Annotated in this window: 18 protein-coding genes; 14 read left to right on the top strand and 4 right to left on the bottom strand. The window is 51.6% G+C overall.

Annotated elements, in window-relative coordinates:
- Nucleotides 1-81: 81 nt before the first annotated feature.
- Genes HMPREF1527_RS02740 through coaE form a run of 4 tightly spaced genes read left to right on the top strand, consistent with a single transcriptional unit; the run spans nt 82 to nt 3,152 of the window.
- A complete protein-coding gene (locus HMPREF1527_RS02740) occupies nt 82-1,104 on the top strand; it encodes an ABC transporter substrate-binding protein (RefSeq protein ID WP_016477172.1) in 1,023 nt (340 codons plus the stop codon).
- Nucleotides 1,082-1,897, top strand: a complete 816-nt coding sequence (locus HMPREF1527_RS02735) for an ABC transporter permease (protein WP_016477171.1) — start codon at nt 1,082-1,084, stop codon at nt 1,895-1,897. The genes HMPREF1527_RS02740 and HMPREF1527_RS02735 overlap by 23 nt, the downstream gene beginning before the upstream one ends.
- A complete protein-coding gene (locus HMPREF1527_RS02730) occupies nt 1,894-2,523 on the top strand; it encodes an ATP-binding cassette domain-containing protein (RefSeq protein ID WP_016477170.1) in 630 nt (209 codons plus the stop codon). The genes HMPREF1527_RS02735 and HMPREF1527_RS02730 overlap by 4 nt, the downstream gene beginning before the upstream one ends.
- Nucleotides 2,523-3,152, top strand: a complete 630-nt coding sequence (gene coaE / locus HMPREF1527_RS02725) for a dephospho-CoA kinase (protein WP_016477169.1) — start codon at nt 2,523-2,525, stop codon at nt 3,150-3,152. Before HMPREF1527_RS02730 ends, coaE begins: the two co-directional genes overlap by 1 nt.
- On the opposite strand, the gene HMPREF1527_RS02720 is transcribed toward coaE, so the two are convergent.
- Nucleotides 3,145-5,481, bottom strand: a complete 2,337-nt coding sequence (locus HMPREF1527_RS02720) for a tetratricopeptide repeat protein (protein WP_016477168.1) — start codon at nt 5,479-5,481, stop codon at nt 3,145-3,147. The two genes, coaE and HMPREF1527_RS02720, sit on opposite strands and share 8 nt — an antisense overlap.
- 104 nt (nt 5,482-5,585) lie before the next feature.
- Between HMPREF1527_RS02720 and uvrB the strand changes: the two genes are divergently transcribed.
- Both uvrB and HMPREF1527_RS02710 read left to right on the top strand, forming a co-directional pair.
- Nucleotides 5,586-7,874 (top strand): excinuclease ABC subunit UvrB, encoded by a 2,289-nt coding sequence (gene uvrB / locus HMPREF1527_RS02715; protein WP_369745198.1) that lies wholly within the window; start codon nt 5,586-5,588, stop codon nt 7,872-7,874.
- A gap of 108 nt (nt 7,875-7,982) precedes the next feature.
- The gene (locus HMPREF1527_RS02710; protein WP_016477166.1) at nt 7,983-8,732 is read left to right on the top strand and encodes a hypothetical protein; all 750 of its coding nucleotides are present in this window, start codon (nt 7,983-7,985) and stop codon (nt 8,730-8,732) included.
- On the opposite strand, the gene HMPREF1527_RS02705 is transcribed toward HMPREF1527_RS02710, so the two are convergent.
- The 3 genes from HMPREF1527_RS02705 to HMPREF1527_RS02695 are packed head-to-tail and all read right to left on the bottom strand — an operon-like array spanning nt 8,729 to nt 12,485.
- Entirely contained in the window at nt 8,729-10,384 is a 1,656-nt protein-coding gene (locus HMPREF1527_RS02705) for an NAD(P)/FAD-dependent oxidoreductase (RefSeq protein WP_016477165.1), read from the bottom strand. The two genes, HMPREF1527_RS02710 and HMPREF1527_RS02705, sit on opposite strands and share 4 nt — an antisense overlap.
- 20 nt (nt 10,385-10,404) lie before the next feature.
- A complete protein-coding gene (locus HMPREF1527_RS02700; RefSeq protein ID WP_016477164.1) occupies nt 10,405-11,631 on the bottom strand; it encodes an NAD(P)/FAD-dependent oxidoreductase in 1,227 nt (408 codons plus the stop codon).
- Nucleotides 11,631-12,485 carry an Mrp/NBP35 family ATP-binding protein gene (locus HMPREF1527_RS02695; protein ID WP_016477163.1) on the bottom strand — a complete coding sequence of 285 codons (855 nt, stop codon included), beginning with the start codon at nt 12,483-12,485 and terminating at the stop codon, nt 11,631-11,633. The genes HMPREF1527_RS02700 and HMPREF1527_RS02695 overlap by 1 nt, the downstream gene beginning before the upstream one ends.
- A 183-nt stretch (nt 12,486-12,668) precedes the next feature.
- Here HMPREF1527_RS02695 and HMPREF1527_RS02690 point away from each other — a divergent pair, with 183 nt between their 5' ends.
- The 8 genes from HMPREF1527_RS02690 (at nt 12,669) to HMPREF1527_RS02655 (ending at nt 25,046) form a co-directional block, all read left to right on the top strand.
- Complete coding sequence (locus HMPREF1527_RS02690; RefSeq protein WP_016477162.1) at nt 12,669-13,127, top strand: DUF2975 domain-containing protein; 459 nt, start codon at nt 12,669-12,671, stop codon at nt 13,125-13,127.
- On the top strand, nt 13,128-13,343 hold the full coding sequence (locus HMPREF1527_RS02685; RefSeq protein ID WP_016477161.1) for a helix-turn-helix transcriptional regulator: 216 nt from the start codon (nt 13,128-13,130) through the stop codon (nt 13,341-13,343).
- 17 nt (nt 13,344-13,360) lie between these two features.
- Nucleotides 13,361-14,911, top strand: coding sequence for a DUF4153 domain-containing protein (locus HMPREF1527_RS02680; protein WP_016477160.1), 1,551 nt, complete (start codon nt 13,361-13,363; stop codon nt 14,909-14,911).
- 141 nt (nt 14,912-15,052) lie between these two features.
- Nucleotides 15,053-17,926: an excinuclease ABC subunit UvrA gene (gene uvrA, locus HMPREF1527_RS02675; RefSeq protein ID WP_016477159.1), complete on the top strand. Its 2,874-nt coding sequence runs from the start codon at nt 15,053-15,055 to the stop codon at nt 17,924-17,926.
- A gap of 7 nt (nt 17,927-17,933) precedes the next feature.
- Nucleotides 17,934-18,452 carry a Cys-tRNA(Pro) deacylase gene (gene ybaK, locus HMPREF1527_RS02670; protein WP_016477158.1) on the top strand — a complete coding sequence of 173 codons (519 nt, stop codon included), beginning with the start codon at nt 17,934-17,936 and terminating at the stop codon, nt 18,450-18,452.
- On the top strand, nt 18,449-20,149 hold the full coding sequence (murJ, locus tag HMPREF1527_RS02665) for a murein biosynthesis integral membrane protein MurJ (RefSeq protein ID WP_016477157.1): 1,701 nt from the start codon (nt 18,449-18,451) through the stop codon (nt 20,147-20,149). Before ybaK ends, murJ begins: the two co-directional genes overlap by 4 nt.
- Nucleotides 20,150-22,147: an excinuclease ABC subunit UvrC gene (gene uvrC, locus HMPREF1527_RS02660; protein WP_016477156.1), complete on the top strand. Its 1,998-nt coding sequence runs from the start codon at nt 20,150-20,152 to the stop codon at nt 22,145-22,147.
- 163 nt (nt 22,148-22,310) lie between these two features.
- Nucleotides 22,311-25,046 carry a Cna B-type domain-containing protein gene (locus HMPREF1527_RS02655; RefSeq protein WP_016477155.1) on the top strand — a complete coding sequence of 912 codons (2,736 nt, stop codon included), beginning with the start codon at nt 22,311-22,313 and terminating at the stop codon, nt 25,044-25,046.
- The last annotated feature ends 65 nt before the right edge of the window (nt 25,047-25,111 follow it).

The following is a 25,111-nucleotide window of genomic DNA, read 5'->3' as shown; positions in this document are numbered from 1 at the left end:
TACACAGAGTAACGGCTTATGCCAGATCCTTTGAGCCGCACAACGCGACTCCAAGGTGCATGTGAAAGGAGAGTCTGGTTTATGGACAGACGGTCATTTCTCAAACTTGCGACACTTACCCCTACTGCCATGCTTTTTGGCTGCAAACAACAGGAAAGTACAGCTGACAACAGCGCGGTAGACACAAAAACAAAGGCACCGACTGACGTTCGCGTTGCAACGCTTAAAGGCCCCACGGCTATGGGTCTTGCGAAGTTCATGAGTGACGTTAAGGCGGGAGCCGTTTCGGACAATACCTACACCTTTGATATCGTTGCTTCTCCCGACGAAATAGTGGCGAAGGTTGCAAAGGGTGATGTTGACATCGCGTCGATACCCTCTAATCTCGCTTCGGTTCTTTACAACAAGACAAAAGGCGGTGTGCAGGCTCTTTGTGTCAACGTTTTGAACGTTTTGTATATCGTTGAGCGTGGAAACGCCATCAAGACACTTGCTGACCTTGCGGGAAAGACCCTCTACGCGGCAGGCAAAGGCGCTTCTCCTGAATATGTGCTTTCCTACATTCTTGAAAAGAACGGCCTTAAGCTTGGTGGAGACGTTCAGGTGGAGTGGAAAAGCGAACATGCCGAATGCGTAGCAGCCCTTGCGCAAGACGAGAATGGCATTGCTCTTTTGCCTCAGCCGTTTGTAACCGTTGCGCAGACTAAGGATCAGAGCATCCGCGAGGCTCTTGACCTTGGAGCCGAGTGGAAAGCCACAGGTGCCACCTCTGAGCTTGTTACCGGCACTGCTATTGTTTCAAAGAGTTTTGCCGAGAAGAACCTTGACGCGGTCGCTCAGTTCCTCTCGCACTATAAAGATTCGGTCGACTTCGTCCATGACCATACTGATGAGGCGGCCAAACTCATTGGCGAAGCTGATATCGTTCCTGAAAAGGTCGCTAAAATCGCTCTTCCTAAGTGTAATATCACCTATATTGTTGGCAACGACATGAAAAACACCCTTTCCGGCTACCTCCAGGTTTTAGCTGATGCTGATCAAAAGGCGGTAGGTGGCAAGCTTCCGGAGGACGATTTTTACTTTGGCGCGGGATCAGATAAATAACAAGGGACACTTTGAACCACAGCGTTCATCTCAGGCAGGCCGGTTTTCCCTATGGGCAAGTCGCCTGCTTTCTGTTCTGTTTTGGCTTTTGGTGTGGCAGGTGGCTGCTTTAGCTGTCGGACAGCAATTTATTCTACCTTCTCCGCTTGAGACGCTGCAGCGTCTTAGTGAGCTGCTTTTTGAAGCTGATTTCTGGTCAACTATCACCCACTCATTGCTGCATATCGCCTGCGGATTTTTGAGCGCGCTTGTGTTTGGCACTCTTATGGCGGTTGCGGCGTATCGCCTGCGGCTGGTCAGAGTTTTGATGGCTCCTGTAGTAGCTACGGTCAAATCGGTGCCCGTGGCTTCGTTCATTATCTTGCTTTTGGTATGGGTACATTCGACCTATCTTTCAGTAATCGTTGCACATCTGTTGGCGTTTCCCATTATGTATACCAACCTCCTGCAGGGTCTTGAAGCAACTGATACGCAGCTCCTTGAAATGGCTGACGTTTTTCAGATACGACCCTTAGCGCGCGTTCGTTCGATTTATCTATCGCAGGTGCTTCCGTACTTTGAAGCCGCGGCCTCGCTTGCGCTGGGCTTTTGCTGGAAGGCGGGTATTGCCGCCGAAGTTATCGCTATCCCGAGCCGTTCCATCGGTGAAGAGCTGTACCATGCCAAAGTGTTTCTTGACACGTCCAGTCTTTTCGCATGGACAATAGTTATTATCTGCATGAGCGTGCTGGTAGAAAAGGGCTTCTCGTATCTCATCAAGCGCCTTGTCAAGCGGATAGAGGAGCGTCCATGAGTTTTGATACCAAAGGCCACATCGTGTTCGACCGGGTTTCGAAATCATTCGGAACGCTTTGCGTACTTGATCACGTCTCGCTTGTTCTGCGTGCTGGCGAGAAGAACGTGCTCTTTGGAACATCAGGCGTTGGTAAGACTACGCTTATACGAATGATCGCGGGCCTTGAGACACCTGATGAGGGAAGCATTTCAAATGTGCCGAGCGCGTGTGGCCAGCGGGTAGCGATGGTCTTTCAGGAAGACCGTCTGTGCGAGAATTTAAGTGTGATGGCGAATATCTCTCTGGCGCAAACTCAGCTCAGACGAACGGAAAAAGCTGCTTTCGAGCGGCGTATTTCGGATGCGCTTGTTCAGGTTGGTTTAGGGGGCTTTGACAAACGTGTTGTAGCGGAGCTTTCCGGCGGTCAGAGACGCCGCGTCGCCGTGCTGAGAGCCGTGATGGCCGATGCTGACGTCTTGCTCTTTGACGAGCCGCTTACAGGGCTTGACTATCATACGAAACAGGAGGTCATGCGTTTTCTGTTGCCGTATCTGGAGGACAAAACGCTGCTTTGGGTCACGCACGAAAAAGAAGACGCGGCACTTCTCGGCACAATCAACCGTCTTGAGCTTTGGGGGTCTTGATGTATACGGTCTTTCTTGCGGGCGGCATGGCGTCAGGCAAGTCAACAGTAGCGCGTATGCTTGAAAAAAAGGGCGCTCGACGTCTTGACCTCGATCAGGTTTCCCGAGACGTACTTGCACCCGGTTCTCATTGCGCGCGCGCCCTTGCTGAGGCGTTTGGACAGGATCTGCTTGACCCAAACACCGGCGAGATTAATCGCAGAGAGCTTGCGGCACGCGCGTTTGCGACTCCCGAGGGCGTCCAAAGCCTTGAAGACATTGAGCTGCCCTTTATTAAGAACTATCTGATGGAAGCGTTGGATATGGAACGCCGTACGGCACAAGCTTGTGACGTGTGCATTGTCGAGGTTCCTCTGCTTGATCGTATAGAGGACCTTATTCCTCAGGCAGATGAAGTGGTCGCGGTAATTTGTCCCTATGAACTTCGCAAGAAGCGCGCTTGTGTCAGGGGAGTGAGCGCAGAGGATTTTAAGAAGCGCGTTGCCCTTCAGCCGTCAGATGAATATCTGCGCTCGCAAGCCGATACAATTATTGATAACGCCCGGGACGAGGCGTTTCTTGTGGCACAGATTGACGCCTGGTGGGACAGGCTGACTGGACGGTTACAGTCCCGTGAAGTCACTAAATAAAGCCTGTTAAGGAGAGGCGCACCGACTCTATCTCATCGTCAAATTTGATGGCAAGCGCCTGGCGTGTCAAAAATGATGCCGGTGTGTACAGTTTATTATTTGTGCACGCGATAGCTGCGGAAAGCAAAATATCATAACGTGCTTTTTGATTATCAACGGGGATACCATGGGTCTCTAAAAACTCATCAAGTCTGCTCTCATCAATTGTGACAAGTGCTGGATCGGTCTTCATAAGATCGCTGAGTTCCTGTTGGGCAGGCTGAGAATACTCAGTGTTCATTCTCAATACCTGCTGATAGCAGGCGACAGCGATATCTCCGCGACCAAGACGCCATTCAAGGTAGGCGAGGCGATAATACAGGAGCGCTATGTCATATTGGCGAAGCTGGTGAGGAATAAGTTCGCAAATGTTTTTTGCAGCCTCTGCATTGCGAGAAAGATCTTGCAAGACGCGATCTTTATAGAGGAACGCGTCGGTATTGAGAGGCGCTATGCGGACGCATTCCTCAGCAAATGCAAGTGCTTTTTCCGGTTTATCAACTTGGTTATAGGCGCGAACGAGCAGGGCATTCGCATTGTAGTAGGCATCGGGAACCAAAATGACCGTACGAGGATCGGAAGAAAATGCCCGATTATAGTCAATGCGGTCGGCAATCGAGTCAAAATAGCGATAGACGGAGTCGGTATCGTCAAGATAGATTCCCAAGCTCACGATAGGTTCAAGTTTTGCTTCAAGGGCTTTCATAGACGCGGTAAAAGCCTCTATGCTGATATCTTCTGCATCAAAGACTTCGTTCATATGGGCAATGGCGGCATCCAGCTCGGACCCTGACATAAAAATGTGGGCAAGTTCGCGCTTATCGCCCACATCAGCTTCGCCGGAAACAAGCGCCTGGATAACGCGGGAAAAAGCTTCCATGGTAGCGGTATCTGTGGCTGACGCTTGCGCGCCTCTAAACAATGCCACCGCATCTGCCGTTGAATCACTGAGCTGTGAAATGACTGCGTTCCACGCGTCTATGCGATTGCTATCCTCTCGAAACCCGAGATCGGAAATACGTTTTGCGCCGGTGATTTCTCGAATCTCTTGAGGCGCTTCTTCTGTGCGCGTCTCAGCTGAGGCATAGAGTAAGGGGTGCTTCTTTGCAGGGTCATTGAGCTCCTCAAAAGGCTCCACCGGCGTGAACCAGCCTTCTTCATCAAGACTATAACGGATGCAGGACTGCTGAGGAAATCCGGTAGTGTCAACGGAGGGATCTTGAGACTCGGAAATGAGGTGTTCAAGCGCTTTGAGGTCAAAGTCATAGGACAGAAGAGGATGGCTGATATTCTCGTTCATAAACTGATTGACAACAACACGAGCAATACCTTGATGTTTCAGAGGGCCATATGCCAGAGTAATAGCCGCGCGCAGGGCGTACGCCCGCGCATAGGAAATCTGAGTGTTTTTCTCAGATGTTGCAAAGCAAAACGCTCGCGGCGCGGGAGTCTTGGCGTCAATGATGATAGTCGAGACCTCTTCGTCATAGGTAAAGAGTATCGGCTGCCTGAAGGGCAGATGAAGCGTATCAAAATAGTTGGCTGCATAGTAGCGCGTATCCCAATCGGTCGCTCCATTCAAAGACGTTTTGCCGGCGGGAAGATATTCTGATGGCTGAGGAATTGCATTGAGGGTATTTCTTAAAGTAATCAGAATTTTTTGCTGTACGGTAAGGCTTTTTTGATTGGCGGGAAGTGCTTCCATATCATCCGCGAGGTTGAGGGTGGCTTCAAGGGCAATAAAATCGTTGTATTGGTCTTCAGTAAAATCACTTGTCTGCGCATTGAACCAATACCGCTGATTCTTGGGAAATTTGTAGCCCTTTGTAGCGGGGGCGCGGTGAGGGGCGAGAAGCCCGGATGTAGCAAGTATTTCTTGAAGCTCGGGTCTTTGAAGCTGACCGGTATCGACTAGATCTTTCAGAGAAGCGGGGATATTGTTTGAACGGGACATAGTCAAATCAAAGGCTGAAGAGTTCCTGCTGGTAGGAGCCTGTATAAATATGCCCGATGAGTGATTGACGGAGTCGTTTTGATCTGTGCTGTCTGAAAGAGCGGCAGTTTGGTTGGCAGATTTTTTGTTCCGGATGAGGATAGCGAGGAGAACGATGCCAAAGGCGATAAGCAGAAGAGCTTGTATCAATAGCTTGTCGGAGACGTGCAGTTCAACCAATTGCGAGAGACCGACGAGGATACTCATGGTGCCCAAAACAAAAAAGATCAGTTTTTCAAAAGCGTTGTAGGGACGTTTTGGCGACGGTGTGCTGGAAGAAGGAAGCCCTGAAGACATAGTACGATTCCCTAAGACGGTTGAATGGATTGTGTGCATATGGGTATCAATTTTACCGTATTCAAGGAAGATATGACCGCTCTCGTTTCCTTAAAACAGAACATATGTTTGCATTTTTGCTCAAGATAGCGTATACTGATGATATCGAAGAAGGAGGTTTTGTGGCGGTTTCTGATGGCACTTCAAAAACAGAGCATGTTGGCGCGGAGTTGAGGCGCTTTGGTCGTGAAAGCGGAGAAGAACGTCTCACGGTCGTCTCGCCGTTTGAGCCTGCCGGAGATCAGCCGCAGGCTATAGAAAAACTTGCTCAAGGGATTGAAGAAGGTCTGAGGTATCAGACGCTTTTGGGTGTCACGGGATCTGGCAAGACATTCTCTATGGCCAAGACTATCGAGAAGCTTAACAGGCCTACGCTTATCATGGAGCCCAATAAAACTCTCGCAGCTCAGGTTGCTTCTGAGATGAGGGAAATGTTTCCCAATAACGCCGTCGTCTATTTCGTTTCGTATTACGACTATTATCAGCCTGAAGCATATGTTCCGCAGTCTGATACCTACATTGAAAAAGACGCTTCAATCAATGAAGAAGTAGAGAAACTGCGCCATCAGGCTACATCCAGTTTGCTTTCTCGGCGAGATGTCATCGTGGTAGCGTCCGTCTCGTGCATTTACGGTATCGGCAGTCCGCAAGATTATGCCGGCCTTGCCCCTAATGTAGATAAATCAATTCCACTTGAACGCGATGATTTCATTAAAGATTTGATTGACATTCAATATGACCGCAATGATTATGATTTGCAGCGCGGTATGTTTCGTGTACGAGGGGATGTGGTGGACGTTTTTCCTCCCTATGCAGAAAACCCGCTGAGGATAGAGTTTTTTGGCGATGAAGTGGAAACGATTGCTGAAATCAGCAATGTAACTGGTGAAGTTATCCGTTCATTTGACGCTATTCCTATCTGGCCGGCTTCCCATTATGTAACGGAGCGCCCAAAAGTTACCCACGCGTTGCACACCATCAGCGAAGAGCTTGAAAGCCGCGTGGTCGAGCTCAAGGCAAACGATAAGCTGCTTGAAGCGCAGCGATTGGCGCAGCGCACCAACTATGATCTTGAAATGCTTGAGACCATGGGTTATTGCAACGGCATCGAGAACTATTCTCGTCATCTGGACGGTCGCGCTCCGGGCGAGCCTCCCTATACGCTCATTGACTATTTCCCCAAGGACATGATTTGTATTATTGATGAGAGCCATGTGACGGTTCCGCAGATACGCGGGATGTATGAGGGAGACCGTTCTCGTAAGGTCACTTTGGTCGATCATGGTTTTCGTCTTCCATCGGCGCTCGACAACAGACCGCTTCGCTTTGATGAGTTTGAGGCGCGCATTCCACAGTTTATCTACGTTTCCGCTACGCCTGGCGATTATGAGGAGTCCGTAACGCAGCAGCAAGTTGAGCAAATCATCAGGCCCACCGGCCTTCTGGATCCCCTGATTGACGTTCGTCCCATACGCGCTCAGATTGATGACCTGATCTCTGAAGTAAAAGAGCGCGTCGCCAAAAAAGAGCGCGTGCTGGTTACTACCCTTACCAAGCGGATGGCGGAGGATCTAACGGATCATCTGCTTGATGAAGGGATCAAGGTCAATTACATGCATTCCGATACTGCTACGCTTGATCGCGTTGAGATTATCAAAGAGTTGCGCCAAGGCAAGATAGACGTGCTTGTCGGTATCAATTTGTTGCGAGAAGGACTTGATATCCCCGAAGTTTCTTTGGTGGCTATTCTCGATGCGGATAAAGAAGGATTTTTGCGCAATCGCCGATCGCTCATTCAAACTATGGGACGAGCGGCCAGAAACGTGCAAGGTCATGTCATTATGTACGCGGATCACATAACCGACTCCATGCGTGTTGCCATTGATGAAACGCAGCGCCGCCGCAGGCTGCAGGAAGCGTTCAATGAAGAGCACGGTATCGTTCCTCAAACGGTGCATAAGTCGATTGCGGATATCTCTCAGTTCATCGATGAAGCGGTAGAAAATGTCGGCAAGCGCCAGCGCAAAGACGGTGTTTTCTATACCGCTTCAGGCGAGGGGGCTGAAGAGCAGGGTGCCCCTGATGTGTTTGGCGCGGCTGAGGCAATAGCTGAAGAGCTTTCACAATTGCCACGGGATGAGGCTGAGCTGGTGCTCTCCAATTTGGAGTCTGATATGGCGCAGGCTTCTGCTGATATGGACTACGAGCGAGCAGCTCAGCTTCGTGACCAAATCGTTCAAATCAGGGGTCGTCTTGAAGGAACTACTTCAGACGATGTTATCAAGAGGCTTAAGATGGGCGTTAGAAAAGGCAGCGCTCACGCTACAAGAAGAAGGTACCGGAAAAAACATTAGGTTTTACGGCGAGAAGAAGCGCATAAAGAGACAAGGTGGGCTTTTGAAAGAAGGCGTATAAGCACACTGCGACCGGTAAGGCAAAAGGCCATAAGGAGAAGAACGCAATTGATTGACGCACATCAGGACAAGAAAAAGGTCGTTTTACTCATCCACCCAATGCTGTTGTCTGCCAAAGAAATGAAGCTTGCTATGACTGATTACCTGGGAGGAGAGTTTCGCTATATTATTCCGGACCTGTCGGCGCACGGAGAACGCTCAGAAGAACCGTATGAATCGGCAAAAAAGGAAAGCGAACGATTGCATACGTATCTGCTCGATCACGGCATAGAAGAACTGACGCTGGCTTTCGGGGCTTCTTTGGGCGGCGTGGTCCTCTTGCAGCTGCTTGCCTACAGAGATATTAAGGTGCACAAAGCGGTCTTTGAGGGCTGCAGTGTGTGGCAACACGCAAAAGCGCTCGATTGTATCGTGAGAACAATATTTATTCATCAGCATAGAAAAGCCGTTCGTAACAGGAGCCTGGCGATAAGAAAAATGGCACGCCTCTATGGAGAAAAGGGCGCTTCAATGGCAGAGACATTTATACAAATCGATGAACAGAGCATCAAAAATATCTGCCATGACTGCGCTTTCGTTAATCTTCCGGTCTTATCTGAAGAAGATCAGAAGGCGTGTCTGTTTTTGTACGGTTCGAAAGAGTTTGACCTATGGGCTGCGAAGAAGATTCTTCCTAAGGAATACCCCCATGCGAGAATGAGAATATGGGACGGATATGATCACTGTGCAAAAATGAGTGCCGATTCGATGGGGTATTGCAATATGCTCAGAAACGAGATAGCCAACAGCAACAGCTAGTAGCGCCGCGCAACCAGCTCGGCTGTGCGGATGCCGTCAGCAGCGGCGCTCATGATACCGCCAGCGTATCCTGCGCCTTCTCCGGCAGGCCACAGTCCCTCAACATTGACGCTTTGTCCTGAGTCACCTCGTGTGATACGTATCGGAGAGCTGGAACGTGTTTCCACGCCGGTAAGGACGGCATCCTCAGCGGCAAAACCGTGCAGCTTATGATCAAGAAGGGGAAGAGATGTACGAAGCGTATCTATGATGTAGTCCGGAAGACAGCTCTTAAGAGACCCCCATGAAACGCCGCGCGGATATGTCGGTTGCACGCTTTCGGCGCCGCTGGATGGTTGGTTCCGCAAAAAATCTCCCACCAGTTGCGCCGGCGCCGTGTAGGCGCCTCCTCCCGCTTCAAATGCGTTTTGTTCGCAGACGCGCTGCAAGGTAAGACCCTCCAGGACATCATCGCCCAAAAGGTCATCAGGAAATACGTTGGCAAGAAGTCCTGAGTTGGCGTTGGTTCCACTGCGCGTAGACAAGCTCATGCCGTTAGTGACAACGCCGTTCTTCTCGCTTGAAGCCGATACGACAAAACCGCCGGGGCACATGCAGAAAGAAAACGCGGAGCGGCCACTGGGAAGATGAACCGAAAGCTTGTACGGCGCGGCTCCAAGCACAGGATTTTCTGCTTCAGATCCGTAAAGAGCGCGATTGATGTCAGCCTGCAGGTGCTCGATGCGTACTCCCATGGCAAAGGTTTTGCGCTCCATAGCGATATTGCGGCCTTTCAAGAGCTCAAAGACGTCTCGCGCGGAATGTCCGGTGGCGAGAATAACGTGCGTGGCAGGAATGGTTTCGGTTTTCATCTCACCGGCATCGGTGGTGTACTCAACGACAACAGATCGCACCTGATGATCTTTGAGCATAAGATCAACGAGACGTGTGCGAAACCGCACTTCTCCTCCGGCCGACTCAATCATATGCACCATATTGGTTACAACGGTCGGCAATACATCGCTGCCGACATGCGGCTTTGCGTCCCACAAAATGTTTCGGGAGGCGCCGGCTTCAACGAACGTTTCGAGGATGAAGCGGTGAGAAGGGCTCTTGGTGCCGGTATTGAGTTTGCCATCAGAAAAGGTACCAGCGCCGCCGAGGCCAAATTGGATATTGCTTTCAAGGTTGAGCTCACCGGTGTGATTGAAGTGAGTTACAGCGTCACTGCGGCGCTGCGCGTCGTCACCGCGCTCAATGAGAAGGGGAGCAAGGCCAGCGCGTGCCAAGACGAGAGCGCAAAAAAGTCCAGCGCAGCCCGCTCCTACTACAAGAGGACGCTGACGCGGCGGCTGTATCAACGGCTCCGGAAGCGCAAACGCTACTGGCTCAATGCGCCTGACGTGTTTGACGATGGGCTTGCGTGAAAGTTTATGCAGCAGGTTCTTCTCGGCAGCAGACCCTCCGCGAAGTTCAAGATGATAGGTGAGCACCAACATAATATTGCTGCGTTTTCGCGCGTCAATGGAGCGGCGATGCAGCATGACGGAAGAGATGTCATTACGCCGTACGTGCAGCGCTCGGCATAGAGCAGCCAACCCTGCGGACGCCTCCGTTGCCATATCGTGGTGAAGAGACGAAACAGGAAGTTTAATGTTTGCTACCTCAAGCATGGCGTTCTTTCTGACTTTTCCTACAGCAGGCGCCGCGCGGCAGAGGTACCTGCTACCATGCCGGACTTCCATGCCCACGCAAGATTAAAGCCGCCACAAGGAGCGTCAATGTCGAGCGTCTCTCCGCAGGCAAAAAGTCCGGGACATGAGCAAGCCTCAAGGTGTCGGTCAAAGTCTTTGACGGAAAGCCCGCCAAGCGTGACCTGCGCAGGAACGCTTGGGGCAACACCGGTGACGGTCAGAGTAAGCGCCTGCGCGGCGGCAATTTTTGCGGGAACGGATGATTGAGGAGCTGCAAACTCGGCAAGGTCGGGATCCAGGACGCCGTCGATGGTTTGAGCAGTAATGGCGGCCTGCAGACTGTCGTGGTCGACTTCAGAAAGCAAATCAAGGGTGAACGTATCGCCGGGCAGAGCGCTGCGCGACATATTGAACACCATGATGCCCGAGACGCCGAATCTCCTGAAAAGAATCTCGCCCGTTTCAGAAGCTTCAAGATGACCATCGCGCGTCAGGAGGGCGCGGGCGTGAGCGCGCTTGCCATCCAGCTGCACGGGAATTTCAGGCAGACAGGTAAGCGCGCATAGTCCTGGCCGTTCGGGGACCGTTGCGAGGCCAAGTTTGCGGGCAAACGTTGAAGCGGAGGCTCCTCCTCCTGCAAGGATGACGGTGCGCGCTACGAGTGTGTGGTGCTTCTGTGCGCCAAACAAGTCCTCCCATATAATGCTCAATTTTTCGGAATCTTTTTGGATGTCGATAATCCTGCGTGCGCAGGCGCATATGACTTTGGCCTTACGAGTGCGGGCGAGAAGTACGCTTCGTACAGACGCTGCTTGCCGGGTAACGGGATACAGGCGCCCTTCTTCTTCGGTGACCCAAGCAAGCCCACATTCGCGGAAAAATGACAGTATGTCTTTCAAGTAGGTTCCGTCTGTAACGGAGCGGACGAAATTTGGATGGCGGTAGTACTCAGGACGCAAATCCGTATTAGCAAAATTGCAGCGCCCTCCACCGGTCGCAAGGATGGTGCGTCCGCATGTCAGGGCCTGCTCAAAAACGATGACGGTACCGGGGCTTCCCGTGTCTTGCAAGGTTTCTGCCGCGGTAATGGCTGCCGTAAGGCCGGAAGCTCCTCCGCCTACAACAACGACGTCGGCAACGGAAGGCAGCGCAACTGCGGCGGCCTGCTCCAGAAGCGCATCGTTCTTCTCGGTACGAGAGAGGCGTTTTTTGCGTTGAGTGGCCATTACCGGTCCAGGGCAAGCACGCGCTCAGTGGCGTTGGGGATAAGGTCGTGGGGAAGCTGAGCGCTGAACGTCCCCTCATCGGAAAGCTTGGAGAACACAGGGTCAATAGGCAGCTGTCCAAGAGCGGGGATGCCAAAATCTGCAGCGGTATCCTCAAGACGACTGGGACCAAACGGCTCGATCTTCTGGTCGCAATGTGGACACTGCACATAGCCCATGTTTTCGACAAGGCCCAGCACGCGGATACCCATCATATCGGCCATCTTGACGGCTTTGCCTACCACCATCTGCACCAAATCCTGGGGAGAAGACACAATGACGATACCCTCAACCGGAATCGACTGAAACACGGTAAGCGCTACATCGCCGGTTCCCGGAGGCATATCGATGAGCAGATAGTCAAGGCTGCCCCAATTGCACTGTCCATAAAACTGCTGGATTGCTCCGGCGACTACAGGCCCTCGCCACAGGACGGGGTCGGTCTCGTTCTGCAAGACCAAATTAGCGCTCATGATTTTGATGCCACTTGCGTCAGATACGGGAACGAGTTGTTCGTCTTCACCGTGCGCGTGAATCCCTGACAAGCCAAACATCTTGGGAATTGAAGGACCGGTGATGTCGCCGTCAAGGATGCCTACCCGTTTTCCAGCGCGCATGAGGTTAGTAGCCAGAATGCCGGTTACCAAAGATTTACCTACGCCGCCTTTACCTGAAACTACTCCGATGACGTGCTGTATTTCAGAATTGGCATTGAGCCTGAAACCGGCAGGAGCGCTCGGCTCCTTTTTCTGTCCGTGAAGGGCCTCATCAACCTCGCGTCTCAGGGCTTCTTTGTCAATCGCTATGTCAGGCATACTCTCTCCTTGGGTGTAAAAACAAATGCGTAACAGGCGTTGGTGTTGAAGTCTATTCTACCCAAGCTCTCCAAAGCTCCCACAAGAACTTTAAAATTTATTGAAAAACAATAAATTGATATTGAAATTCGATATGAATTAGCTATCATGATGATACGAGAGATTGCGATTGTGGGAGGTTATATGACGTATCGAGAAACATCGCTGATATTGAAGCTAGTGAATGCGGCCGCCGCTGTCGCCTGCATAGTTGTTGCTGTTGTGGTTATTCCTCAGCTTGAACAGGGAAACCGTTTACCTCTCGGCGCAACGCCGGCGTTTGCACTGGGCATTCTTCCGCTTTTAGCAGTCGCGCTCACCTCATGGAGGCTTTTCTCGCGTATTGCACAAGGCGAACTTTTTTCCAAGGAGAACGCCTATCTGCTTCGCTTGATGAGTTATTTCGCCGCGGCAGACACGCTCTTGTGGCTTGTGTTGTTGGTGGCGTATCTCGTGGCAGTTTCACCTGTGGCCTTTTCTGTTGTCGCATCTCTTTCCGTAGCGCTCATTTTTGCAATCTCTCTGACCGTTATTGCCGCGGCGCTTTCCCTGTTCACTACCAGAGCGTCATCCTTGAAGGATGAGAATGACCTGGTGATTTAGATGGATTCGATTGCAGTCAATCTGGATGTCGTTCTTGCGAAACGCAAAATGAGCCTGACCGAGCTGTCCGAACGCGTGGGCGTGACCCTTGCCAACCTTTCAATCTTAAAAACAGGAAAGGCAAAGGCTATTCGCTTCTCAACACTGGCGGCAATCTGCCGTGAGCTTGACTGTCAGCCCGGCGAGCTTTTGGAATTCATACCGGATACCGTGTAGTCCGAAAGGAATGTAGCATGTCATATCCCGTACCGCCCGAGGGTCTTCCTCAAGACCCTGGCGAGAGCTTTACTAAAAAACAGTCCGTTGCGCTGACGCATCGAGACCAGGTGGGCATTGGTTTGGCCACGCTTCTTTCTGTCCTGTGGGTGCTTTGCGCCGACGGGAACCTTGAAACAGCTCGTTTCTCATTGGAATTTTTTACGATTGGCGGCGTTGGCTTGACCCTCTATATGCTTACTACGCTGGCAGTACTCGTCTTTTTACAGGGAGGCCTCAAGCGCCTGGGACGGATTACCAGAATACTTCTGGCAGCAACGGCGCTTGCTGCAATCGTTCCGTCCATCAGCGCAAATCATGACCTTCGCTCGGCAAACGCCCTCGTGTTGCTTATGCTTTATATGCTCGATTTTTTACTGATCAGCGGATGTTCGGAGCGTATCGTTTTAACCATGCACGGCTGGATTGCTTCTGTCAGCTTCTTTTGCAGACATCAGTTTGCCCATGCTGGGATGGCGTATCGCGCATTGCGGAAGAAGCCGATTGCCAGTGAGCGTACCCGGGCGATTATCATAGGCATAGCTCTTGCGGGCTGCATTCTTCTTGTGGTGTTACCACTGCTCTTCTCGGCTGATGAGGTTTTTGCCCGCATAGTTGATACGTTTTTTGACTGGAATCTGGAGAGTGGCGGCGTATGGCTTGTGCGAATCATACGAATTGCCGTCATTGTTTCGATTACGTTTTCACTGCTCTATGCCGTTATACATGCGCTTGGCAAAGACTGTGCGCTAGGCGAGAAGCTCAATAAACCGCAGGTATCAAACGTGCTTATCGCGACGACGCTCGTTCTGATTGATGCGGTATACGCACTCTTTGTTTTCGTTCAAATCACCTATCTTTTTGGCGGTGTTGAGGCGAGTGCCCTACACGGAGGCTACGCACAGTATGCGCGATCGGGTTTCTTTGAGCTTGTCGTTGTGACGGCAATCAATCTTGCCCTGACGCTGCTTGCGCTTGCAGTAAGAAAACGGGAAGAACGTACAGCGATAAGCTCGACTTTACTCTACGTCCTTCTCGCCATGACCCTTGTGATGCTGGTATCTGCCGCGCAGAGAATGACCCTGTATACCGTAGAGTTTGGTCTTTCAATGCTGCGTGCTATGACCTATATGGGCATGGTTGCGATTTTAGCGCTTGTGATCATTGCGGCCGTGCGTATACACAAGCCGAATGTACCCGTCTTTAAGCTGGGCGTTTTCTGTCTGTCTGTCATTTGGCTGGTGTTTGCTCTCAGCAATCCTGCCGCTCGTATCGCCGCGTTTAATGTTGACGGCTACCTTGGAGGCTCTCTCAGGCAGATTGATGTGGAGTATCTGTATGAGCTTGGTCCTGATTCCGTACCGGCGCTCAAGAAGCTCGCGTCAATTTCTGGTACGGACGCTGCAAAGGAAGAAGCGCGGATATGTCTTGACGGCATGAGCTGCTTTTACGGACAAACTCCCTGGTCATACCGGACGATACGCGAGATGATCCCAAACTACTTTCCTGTTTACCCATCAGAACAGTGAGCTTCATGGAGAAGTCTCAAAAAATACCTAAAATAAGCTGTTGCACTACGTAGAAAGTCCTTGCTTGGGTAAACTAAAAGGCTAGGAAAAGTTGGCCGGCAGAGACTGCTCTGCCGGCACTGATATACCAGGTGAGGAAGTATGGCGTCAAACAAAATTGCGATTCGTGGTGCGCGCGAGCATAATCTTGCGGATGTGGATATTGATATTCCCCGCGATAAGCTGGTAGTTATTACCGGTCTTTCGGGATCGGGAAAGTCAAGTCTTGCGTTTGATACCATCTATGCCGAGGGTCAGCGTCGCTATGTCGAATCGCTTTCAAGCTATGCACGCCAATTTTTAGGTCAAATGGATAAGCCCGATCTGGATTCTATTGACGGTCTTTCTCCTGCTGTTTCCATTGACCAAAAAACTACCAGCAGAAATCCTCGCTCAACGGTCGGTACAGTTACTGAAATCTACGATTACCTGCGACTTTTATACGCTCGTATCGGCATTCCGCATTGCCCTGAGTGCGGTCGTGTGATTGAGCGTCAAACTACCGATCAGGTAGCCGACAAGATTCTTGAGGCGGGGAAGGGTCGCCGTGCGTTGGTTTTGGCTCCTGTTGTCTTGGGCCGCAAGGGCGAATATACCAAGCTGTTTGAAGATCTGAGGCGTGAAGGATTTTCCCGCGTGCGCGTGGATGGAGAGGTACGTGAGCTTGATGGAGAAGAGATCAAGCTGGGTAAGACTCTCAAACACACCATTGAAGTTGTGGTGGATCGTATTGTCATCAGGGCCGATTCGCTGGGACGCGTGGTTGAAGCGGTTGAGCAGGCTACTAAGCTCGCCCAAGGCAAAGTAGGCGTATTTCTTCTTGCGGATCGCAATGATCCGGAGCATATGCCTGATGAGCTTTTGCAGTACTCGCTGGCACTGGCGTGCCCTATCCATGGGTACTCTATGGACGACCTGCAGCCGCGTGATTTCTCATTTAACGCTCCATATGGCGCGTGCCCTGATTGCGACGGATTGGGCATTCGCAAGATTATCGATGCGGCTGCCCTTATCACCGACCCCAAACTTTCCGTTTCCGAAGGTGTTTTCGGCAGCATTTTTGGTCATTCCAACTACTATCCGCAGATTCTTTCCGCTGTCTGCGCTCACTTGGGAGTTTCTGACAAAACGCCGTGGGAGAAGTTGCCAAAGCGTGTGCAAGACGCGCTGCTTGGCGGCTTAGGAGCAACTAAAATCCGCGTTGATTACGTTACGCGCGACGGCCGCAATACCCACTGGTTCACCACGTTTGCAGGCGTGCGCAAGATACTGTTTGACAAGTATCAAGATACGACCTCAGAAACAATGAAGACCCATCTTGATCACTACATTCGTGAGATGCCATGCTCCACATGCCACGGCGCGCGCTTAAAGCCTGAAATTTTGGCGGTTACCGTTGGCGAGAAGAACATCTGGGAAGTTACGGAGATGTCATGCCGAGAAAGCTTGCGGTTCTTCAAAGCTTTAACGCTTACGGAACGGCAGCATTTTATCGCAGGCCCCATTGTGAAAGAGATTGTGGCTCGCTTGCAATTTCTTGTGAATGTCGGCCTTGATTACCTGACGCTTTCTCGTGCTGCAGCTACGCTTTCCGGTGGCGAAGCGCAACGCATTCGCCTGGCGACACAGATAGGTGCTGGTCTTATGGGTGTGTTGTACATCTTGGACGAGCCTTCCATCGGCCTTCACCAGCGCGACAACAATCGCTTGATAGAAACGCTGAAACAGCTTCGTGACCGCGGTAATACCGTATTGGTGGTGGAGCATGACGAAGATACGATCCGCGCGGCGGACTATGTGGTTGACATGGGACCTGGAGCGGGCGAGCTGGGAGGTAAGGTAGTTGCTGCCGGTACGCCGGAAGAGATTGTTGAAAATCCTGATTCCATTACAGGCGCGTATCTTACTGGTCGGCGCCAAATCAGATTGCCGGAAAAGCGTCGCAAGCCGGGACGAGGCGCCCTCGCAATTACGGGAGCATCGGCAAACAATCTCAAAGACGTGAGCGCCAAAATAGAGATAGGCACGCTGACTCTCGTGACAGGAGTTTCCGGTTCAGGTAAGTCTTCGCTGGTGACCGATACTCTCGCCCCTGCGCTGACCAATGCCGTTCATCATTCTAAGCGAGCCGTCGGGGAGTACAGGAAGCTTTCGGGCATTGACCGTATCGACAAAGTCATTGACATCGATCAAAGCCCTATCGGCCGCACACCGCGGTCCAATCCCGCAACCTATATTGGCCTATGGGATGACTTGCGTGCCCTTTACGCCTCTGTTCCCGAATCTCGCGCCCGCGGATACTCGGCAGGACGCTTCTCATTCAACGTGCCGGGGGGACGCTGTGAAGCCTGCAAAGGCGACGGTCAAATCAAGATAGAAATGAACTTTCTGCCGGACATCTATGTGCCCTGCGAGGTCTGCCACGGTAAGCGCTACAACCGCGAGACCCTGGAGATTCTATATCACGGCAAGTCCGTTTCCGATGTGCTTGACATGACGGTTCATGAGGCGCTTGCGTTTTTCGCCAACATTCCACGCATCAAAAACAAACTTCAGACGCTGCACGATGTAGGCCTTGGCTACATTCATTTGGGTCAGCCGGCTACCACGCTTTCCGGCGGCGAAGCTCAGCGCGTGAAACTGGCAAAGGAACTGCACCGTACACAGACGGGCAAGACGCTCTATATTTTGGACGAGCCTACTACAGGCCTTCATTTTGAAGACGTCCGCCAGCTGGTTGATGTGCTGGAGCGCCTTGTGGACGCCGGCAATACGGTACTGGTCATTGAGCATAACCTTGATGTTATTAAGATGGCGGACCGTATTATCGACATGGGCCCCGAAGGGGGAGACGGAGGAGGAACTGTAGTTGCCTACGGCACGCCTGAACAGGTGGCTCAGATACCAGAGTCCTACACCGGCGCGTTTCTCGCTCCCATCCTTGAGCGGGATCGCAAGCGCCAGGCTCAGGAGTGATGCTGATATGACCAGGCGTGAGAAGGCTCAGACAATCCAAAAGACGAACGCCATGCGTGAACTCGAAGCCGCTGGTGTTTCGTTTGAAGCGCACCGATACGATGTCGATGACAGCATTCCTTCAGGTGAGTTGGGCGTGCGTATTGCGGAATCGCTTGGCGAGAATAAAGATGCCTCGTTTAAAACGCTTGTATGCGAAGCGCCTGCCGGTGAGTATGTGGTGTGCTGCGTGCCTGTCGCGCAAGAACTTAACTTGAAAAAGGCTGCTTCTGCGGCGGGTAAAAAAAGTCTTTCGATGCTGCCGGTCAAAGATCTTGAGGCCGTTACGGGGTATGTTCGGGGAGGCTGCACGCCAATCGGTATGAAGAAGCAGTTTCCCACGCTCATTGATGAGACCGCTCAGTTGTTTGATGTGATTAATGTGTCCGGCGGTCGCAAGGGTCTCGGCATCACCGTTTCGCCGATTGCACTAGCATCGTGTATTAAAGCAACATTTGCCGATATCGTTCGAGAGGCGAGGTCGTGAGTTATCAGCCAAAACACATGCGCGAGATTACCGCGGAGCAGAATGAATTTCTGGAGCGCGAGGACGTTCTCGCTACGGTGTCGCAAGAGACGCTTGAAGAGGAACCGGGCCTTCTGCCTGAAGAGCGACAAAAGCAGGTGAGTCGCTCGGCTTCCATGATGAGTGTGCTGGTTATTATCAGTCGTTTAACCGGTTTCATGCGTACCTGGGCACAGGCTCTGGCTATGGGTGCTACGGTTTTGGCAAGTTGCTACTCCGTTGCCAACATACTGCCCGACCAGTTATACGAACTTGTGGGCGCCGGCATGCTGACCACTGCATTTTTGCCCGTCTATATGTCTTTGAAAAAGAAAGTCGGCAGCGCGGAGGCCAATGCCTATACGTCCAATCTGCTTTCAATTGTGGTCATGATTACGCTGCTCGTGTCCGTTTTAGGCTTCATTTTTGCGGGTCAGGTTATCTATACGCAGTCCTTCTCGGCGCGTGCCGACTTCGACTCTGAGCTGGCTGTCTACTTCTTCCGTTTCTTTGCCATCGAAGTGGTCCTCTATTGCTTCTCTACCATCTTTTCCGGGGTACTCAATGCGGAGCGCAGCTACTTTTGGCCGATGGCGGCCCCTATTTTCAATAACTTTGTGACGACGGTGTCTTTTCTTGCCTATGCGGCGTTAGCTGGCTCTCATCCGGGTCTTGGTCTTTTGATTTTGGCTCTGGGAAATCCGCTTGGCGTATTGGTGCAGGTATTGGTACAGATTCCCTCTCTTAAGAGAAACGGCATCAAGCTGAGGCCTCATATCGACTTCCACGACCCCGCGCTAAAAGATACGCTCAAGATTGGTGCCCCTGCCCTTATCGTTGTCGTTGCTAACTTCGTGACGGTATCGGTTCAGAATTCTTCGCAGCTTTCAATCAGCGTAGCTGGAAGCGCCATTGCAACCTATGCCCGTCTTTGGTACACCCTGCCCTATGCCATTTTGACGGTGCCGGTTACCACGGCGTTATTCACGGAGCTCTCAGAAAGCTGGGCAAAAGAGGATATCGCGGCGTTTAAGCGTGACTTAACCCAGGGCGTCTGCCAGATTCTCTTGTTTACGGTGCCGTTCATGCTCTACTTGATAGTGTTTTCGGTGCCGTTGGTCTCGATTATTTCGTCAGGCAGGTTTGAAACAAACGATATTCTGTTGACTGCCGAGTTCCTCAGCGGCCTTTCGTTGGCGCTGCCACTCTATGGCGTTGGCATGTACCTGCAGAAAGTCTGCTCAGCCATGCGTCATATGGTGCTCTATGCTGTCGCGGCGACGCTTGGCTCTGTCGTGCAGGTAATTATTCTTCTCGTGACAACACCCTATGTTGGACTTGGCTTTGTTGCGGCAACATCGATGATTTTTAACGTTGTGGTCGATGCAGTCATGTTTGTGGATTTGTGGAGAAAATTGGGACATATCGGATTCAAGTCCATGATGTTCTCCTTTGTACGTTCTTTGGGTCTTGGGCTTCTTGGCTCGGGTGTAGCCGTTCTTATCATGCGCGTGCTCGAGATAGCTATCGGCCCTGCTATTGGCTCTCCAATGCGAGGTCTTATGAACTGCGTCGCCGCTGGTATTCCAGCTGTCTTGGTGACCTATGGTTTAGCCGTAGCATTCAGATTCCCCGAAGCGGCGGCTATCCGTTCGCTGCTTGGACGACTGAGGCGCTAAATGGCGGACATGTCGCGCCATAAAGATTTTGACAGCCTGGTTTCTCTGCGAGAACAGGTTAATCAGGTGCCGACAAGCCCCGGTTGCTATCTGTGGAAAGACGGCTCTAATAAGGTTATTTACGTTGGAAAGGCTAAAAACCTGCGCAATCGCATGCGCCAATATGTGACGCTTCAAGATGATAGAGCGAAGATTCCCCTGATGATGCAGGTGGTACGAAGTTTTGACTATATCGTCGTAGAAAACGAGCATGAAGCACTGGTGCTGGAGAGGAACCTTATCGCCCAGTACCGTCCCTACTTTAACGTTGACTTTAAGGACGATAAAAGCTATCCCTTCATCGCTATTACTGAAACGGACGCTTTTCCCGCCATTAAGTACACGCGCGAAAAACACAAGAAGGGTACGCGCTATTTTGGCCCGTATACGGATTCTTATGCCGCCCGCCAGACCATCGATACCCTGCGCAAAGTAGTCCCTATCTGCGCGGCCGGCTGTGTGGAATGGAAGAAATGCCGTCGTGAGCTTGAAAAGCATCCCGACGAAGCGTCTGTGGCCAATATGATTTTTGCGGAAAAGGGGAGACCGTGCTTTGACTATCATGTGGGCCGCGGACCGGGGGTGTGCGTGGGAGCTATCTCAACGGCAGAATACGGCAAGCATGTGCGGCAGGTAGAGAGCTTTTTGCGTGGCAATCGGTCCGAGATTGTGTCTGAGGTGCAAAACCAAATGCAGGAAGCGGCCGCCGAGCTTGATTTTGAGAGAGCAGCGCGCCTCAAGGGGCGTCTTGATGCGCTGAGCGCCCTTGACGACCGCCAGCAGGTGACGTTTCCGGTTTCGGTCAACCTTGATCTTATCGGTTTTTATCGCGAAGAAACCATTTCCGCTGCTTGTGTCTTTGTGGTTCGCGAAGGCCGTACGATCCGCTCAGTTGAGTTCATTTTGGACAAAGGGCTTGATGTTTCTGAAGATGAGCTGGTTTCCGGTTTTGTCAAGCGCTACTATGACGAGACCGCAGACATTCCCTCAGAGGTTGATGTGCCTGTTGAACTCTCTGACGCGGCGCTCATTTCGGAGTGGCTGTCTCGTAAACGCGGGCACAGCTGCAACTTGCATCTTCCACAGCGTGGTGAGAAACACCGTCTGCTTGAGATGGCCTCTAAAAACGCGCGACACGCCCTCATGCGTCATATGATTCGAACAGGTTATTCTGATGACCGTACCAATCAAGCGTTGCTGCAACTTGAGTCGGCTCTGGCGCTTGACGCGCCGCCCCTGCGTATAGAGTGCTTTGATATCTCTACGCTGCATGGCTCTTTTACGGTTGCGTCTATGGTGGTCTTTACCAACGGACGCCCTGATAAATCGCAGTATCGGCGGTTTAAGATTCACGCTGAGCTTGATGAAGCGAATGATTTTGTTTCTATGTCAGAGGTGCTTGGCCGTCGGTACAGTCCTGAGCGCATGGCTGATACACGTTTCGGTTCTCGTCCTGATTTATTGGTGGTAGACGGAGGAAAGCCCCAGCTGACAGCCGCCTTGAACCAACTTGCGGAGCTTGGGCTGGATATTCCGGTGTGCGGTCTTGCTAAGTCCGACGAAGAGGTCTTTGTGCCGTGGGATGAAACGCCTATTGTGCTGCCGTCCGGTTCCGCGTCACTTTACTTAATCAAGCAGGTGCGCGATGAGTCTCACCGCTTTGCCATCACGTTTCATCGTGAACTTCGCGACAAGGCCATGACAGTTTCAATCCTTGATGAGATTCCTGGTGTAGGGCCTAAGCGCAAACGAGATATCATGCGCTATTTTGGTTCATTCAAAAGGCTCAAAGCTGCATCGGCAGATGAGATTGCTCACGTCAAAGGTATATCAAAAGCGCTTGCCGAGAGTATCTTTGACGAGCTTAAAGCATGGCAGAAAGAACCTTCGGACGTCGCAGACTCTGCAAGTACACTGAACGCTTCAGATGCAGGAATGGATGAGAATACACGGCGTTGATTTGCGCTTTGAACATGTAAGGCATGTTGCGGTGCGCCGTTGAAATGTGCCGCAGGCCGTTTTTCTTTTCATTTTTCCGTAGCTTTAGCAGATATATTTTATACAATTAATTCTGTAACAGAAACTATATCGCGTAAAAACAAGCAGTAAGAGAAGGTGGCGTATGAAGAAGACAGGGTCTTTGATCTTAAGTTTGTTTCTGGCAGTCAGCCTGTCATTTTTAGGTGGCATGCCGCGGGCTCAAGCTCAAGAGATTGACTCTCCTATAACTCAGACATCTACCAATGAGCGACAAGAGGATGCCGTATCAGAAGAGACATCGACAGATGCTGCGGCAAAGGAAGTAATCTCAGAGGAAAAGACATACAAAACGCCTGAGACAGATGCGAGTTCTAAGGCGCCCGCGGGCTCCGAAGCGCCTGTGAGTCCTGAGGCAGCGCAGGCGACATCGCTTCTTCGTGCGCCCGCTCAAGCAACTGTTTCAACGGAACAGGAGTTAAAGGATGCTATCGCCGCTGCTCCCGCGGGACAAAAAACCGACATTGTTCTTTCCGGAGATATTACGGTGTCCGAAACTATTACCGTTCCTGCTGGGAAAGACGTGAGATTAACGACAAACGGAGCTTCAGCAAGTCTTGTAGCGGCGAGTCCCTCAATAAGCTATCTCATGTCGGTTGAGGCGACCGCAGCGCTTACCATCGACGGGGATGTTACCTTTGATGGTGCAAGCAAAGCCTACTACGTAACGTGCGCGGGAGCCTTGACGCTTGAAAATGGTGTCATGAAGAATGGCTCGAGTGCCTCTTCTCCTGCCGGTGGCGTGTATGTATACGGTTCTTCTGCTACTTTTACCATGAATGGCGGTACGATTTCCAACACGGAGCTTGTGTACTCCAATAACGGCGCCGTACACCTTGATAAGGGCGCAACAGGTACCATGAACGGCGGAACTATTGAGAACACTGCGATTAAAAATCAGTTTTCCGGTAGCGTTTTGGTTAGTCAGTCCAGCTTTACGATGACGGGTGGCACTATCACGGGCGGTGATGGTGGCCAGCAGATTCAGACGGCTGGTGGCGTTATGGTACTGGCGCTCGACCACAGCAATAAGGGTGTTACCTCGTCATTTACCATGACCGGTGGCGCCATTACAGGAAATAAAGCACCCTTCGGAGGCGGCGTATACGTCTATGGTGGTAGCCCTCAGTATGCCGATTTTCATTCCAAAGCATATTTCACCATGAACGGCGGCTCCATTGACAACAATAAAGCTACCGGTGTTGTAGCAGCTGATGGCAGCTTTATAAGTGGTGGAGGAGGCGGCGTTTACGTTCAGTGCGGCGGCAACTTTACGCTCAATGACGGAAGCATCTCCAATAACATCGCAACCGGCATGGGCGGCGCAGTGGCAACCTTTGACATGTTTACCGACTATTTTGGTAAGAAGCCCTACTCGGAGGCGGCCGGCCAGTATTACGACATTAACTACAAGGACTGGCCTGATTTCTATCCCGCTTCCTTTACTATGAACGGCGGCTCCCTGAAGAATAATACCGCAACCGGTACCGATATCACCAGTGACGCAGGCTGTGGCGGCGCGGTCTACTCGGCATCTCATAACGTGGTGTTGAATGCTGGAGAAATTATCGGCAACAAAGCAGACCGTCAAGGCGGCGGAGCATATGTGGGTTCCGTGCCCTATTCGCTGACTGCCTACAATGCTGAAGTTACCTCCAATACCGCTTCCGTTATCGGCGGAGGCGCATGGTTTTGTCCCACGGGAGAGGCGTCCTTCTCGGTTAATGAAGGCTCGGCCGTATATGGTAATACCGCGGCTGGTGCTGGCGATGATATCGCTGCTGTTCGCATGCAGAACAACGGTGCCAAGACCAACATCGCGGAGCGCATGCTTGGCGGAGGATCTTATAACTGGCATAAGGATGGCGGTATCCTGACACCTCACGTTCTCGGTGAACCTGATCCTGATGCACCTCGTGCCGATGCTGGTGGCGAGGCTGTCAAAGACGTGCATGATAGTACGGAGTCTTGGGCTCTGAAAGCGTCTCCCTCGGCTACAGGCATCGCTCTCGCACATGCCAAAGCCAAGCTGACCATAAGCGACAACTCCGCGGCTCGCGGTGGTGGTATCGGCTCAAACGGTGAAGTTACTTTAGGCAATCCTGTGACCGAGGCTAAGCAGCTGACTGTCAAAAAAGTATGGAATACCACCCCAAGCCCTTCGGCTACTGTTCCTGAATCGCTGACAGTGTGGCTCGTTGTCAATGGCCAGCGTACTGAAAGCGTTACGCTGAGTGCCGCGAACAATTGGACACATACGTTTACCGGTCTTCCAATGGACGCTGAGGCAACGATTGAAGAGGACGTGCCTGAAGGCTGGATGCAGACGACTGAAACCAAGGTGATAAGCTCCACGTCTACTGAGATTACCCTTACCAACACCATTAAACCGACCCCTGAGACCACCCATATCTCTGTCAAAAAAGTGTGGATAGGAAAGAAGGGTTCGTCCGTTACCATCCATTTGTTGGCCGACGGCCAGGATACCGGTAAGACACTGACGCTTTCTGAAACAAATGGTTGGTCTGGTACGTTTGATGCTCTCGAGAAGAATGCCGCTGACGGCCATGAAATCGCCTATACGGTAACGGAAGACGAGGTCTCTGGCTATACCTCAAAAGTAGAGGGAAGCGCTACTGACGGTTTTACCGTAACAAATACCGAGACGCCTCAGGATACACCAAAGCCCAAGAAAGATCGGCCCCGTAAAGTTCCTGACATGGGAGATACGAGCCTTTCAGGCGTGGTTATCCCGCTTGCTCTTGGAGCATGTATCCTTCTTGGTGCAGGAGTCTATCTCAGAAGAAGCAATGCGCAATAGGCAGTGCCTCAAAACGGACTCTGTGAGGTAGCAGAGGAGAGCTATTCTTCTCTTGTGATACGCAA

The sequence above is a fragment of the Atopobium sp. oral taxon 199 str. F0494 genome, assembly GCF_000411555.1.
Classification (GTDB): domain Bacteria; phylum Actinomycetota; class Coriobacteriia; order Coriobacteriales; family Atopobiaceae; genus Lancefieldella.
This window is presented reverse-complemented; position numbering and strand designations above follow the sequence as displayed.

Excerpts from the sequence above, each read along its gene's own strand:
- HMPREF1527_RS02720 (WP_016477168.1), bottom strand. The coding sequence starts at position 5,481 with ATGTCTTCAGGGCTTCCTTCTTCCAGCACACCGTCGCCAAAACGTCCC.
- HMPREF1527_RS02655 (WP_016477155.1), top strand. The coding sequence starts at position 22,311 with ATGAAGAAGACAGGGTCTTTGATCTTAAGTTTGTTTCTGGCAGTCAGC.
- HMPREF1527_RS02685 (WP_016477161.1), top strand. The coding sequence starts at position 13,128 with ATGGATTCGATTGCAGTCAATCTGGATGTCGTTCTTGCGAAACGCAAA.
- coaE (WP_016477169.1), top strand. The coding sequence starts at position 2,523 with ATGTATACGGTCTTTCTTGCGGGCGGCATGGCGTCAGGCAAGTCAACA.
- uvrC (WP_016477156.1), top strand. The coding sequence starts at position 20,150 with ATGGCGGACATGTCGCGCCATAAAGATTTTGACAGCCTGGTTTCTCTG.
- HMPREF1527_RS02700 (WP_016477164.1), bottom strand. The coding sequence starts at position 11,631 with ATGGCCACTCAACGCAAAAAACGCCTCTCTCGTACCGAGAAGAACGAT.
- HMPREF1527_RS02730 (WP_016477170.1), top strand. The coding sequence starts at position 1,894 with ATGAGTTTTGATACCAAAGGCCACATCGTGTTCGACCGGGTTTCGAAA.
- ybaK (WP_016477158.1), top strand. The coding sequence starts at position 17,934 with ATGACCAGGCGTGAGAAGGCTCAGACAATCCAAAAGACGAACGCCATG.
- HMPREF1527_RS02690 (WP_016477162.1), top strand. The coding sequence starts at position 12,669 with ATGACGTATCGAGAAACATCGCTGATATTGAAGCTAGTGAATGCGGCC.
- uvrA (WP_016477159.1), top strand. The coding sequence starts at position 15,053 with ATGGCGTCAAACAAAATTGCGATTCGTGGTGCGCGCGAGCATAATCTT.
- HMPREF1527_RS02705 (WP_016477165.1), bottom strand. The coding sequence starts at position 10,384 with ATGCTTGAGGTAGCAAACATTAAACTTCCTGTTTCGTCTCTTCACCAC.
- HMPREF1527_RS02695 (WP_016477163.1), bottom strand. The coding sequence starts at position 12,485 with ATGCCTGACATAGCGATTGACAAAGAAGCCCTGAGACGCGAGGTTGAT.
- HMPREF1527_RS02740 (WP_016477172.1), top strand. The coding sequence starts at position 82 with ATGGACAGACGGTCATTTCTCAAACTTGCGACACTTACCCCTACTGCC.
- HMPREF1527_RS02680 (WP_016477160.1), top strand. The coding sequence starts at position 13,361 with ATGTCATATCCCGTACCGCCCGAGGGTCTTCCTCAAGACCCTGGCGAG.
- uvrB (WP_369745198.1), top strand. The coding sequence starts at position 5,586 with ATGTTTGCATTTTTGCTCAAGATAGCGTATACTGATGATATCGAAGAA.